Source organism: Geothrix campi (assembly GCF_024609265.1).
Lineage (GTDB): Bacteria > Acidobacteriota > Holophagae > Holophagales > Holophagaceae > Geothrix > Geothrix campi.
On record NZ_JANHMP010000012.1, the window covers coordinates 1 to 814 of the forward strand.

General features: G+C 52.7%; 1 protein-coding gene. It reads right to left on the reverse strand.

Going from position 1 to position 814, the window contains the following annotated elements; translation table 11 throughout:
- Positions 1–248 precede the first annotated feature (248 nt).
- Positions 249–677 (reverse strand): DUF4275 family protein, encoded by a 429-nt coding sequence (locus NOV65_RS15350; protein ID WP_257307603.1) that lies wholly within the window; start codon positions 675–677, stop codon positions 249–251.
- Between the last annotated feature and the right edge of the window lie 137 nt (positions 678–814).

The window sequence follows — 814 nt, forward strand, 5'->3', positions numbered from 1 at the left end:
AACGTAGGCAGGGCCAAGCCAGAACACCAGAGTGTGCATCCAGGCGTACCCCCTCCAAACTTTGAATTGTAGGGTTCGTTGCATTTTGTCCCTGTGAGTGCGAGCCACCTAACGAATGAAGCTAACCAGCCACGCCTGCACCGAGGCGATGAGCGAAGCCGGGATAGCGAAATGTTGAGAGAGAGCGGAGGGCAATGCAGGCGGGGTCCGACTTGAGCGGAGGGTTAGGGCGATGACTGGGCTTATGCTCATTTTGCCGCAACCATTGGTGAGATAGCGAAGTAAGGGCCAAGCATTGGCTGCTCATGAGTGAACGCGATAGTCCACCTCATGTTGTGATGAGCCACATATAGGTCATTTTCAAATGGAGTCAGGTCTGGGTAGGGACTGCCTTCGCAACGAAAGCAGAAGTCACCATCTTCGTCGAAGACTACAAATGGGGCTTGGTACTGTTTCTGATATTCGGTGATTGCCGGATCACCTTCACAGCAATTCTCGATTTCGAAACTGAACCCATGCCACATGTACCCGTTAAAAACGGCAGTCCCCTTTTCTTTCAGAACCTTTGATGCGAAGGCTTGGAGCCATTTTAGGCGAACAGCTTTTGCCTCCTTCTTTGTGAGGAGTTGGAATTTGATCCCATTTTCACTCAGGAAGGTTTCAATTTCGCTCTGCATTGGGTGGAGCCCTAACGAATGAAGCTAAGCGGCCACGCCTGCACCGAGACGATGAGCGGAGCCGAGATAGCGAGATGTTGAGAGAGAGCGGAAGGCAATGCAGGCGGGGTCCGACTTGAGCGGAGGGTTAGGCGCGT

Bases quoted from the DNA above. Each gene is read 5' to 3' on its own strand.
- NOV65_RS15350 (WP_257307603.1), bottom strand. From the start codon at position 677: ATGCAGAGCGAAATTGAAACCTTCCTGAGTGAAAATGGGATCAAATTC.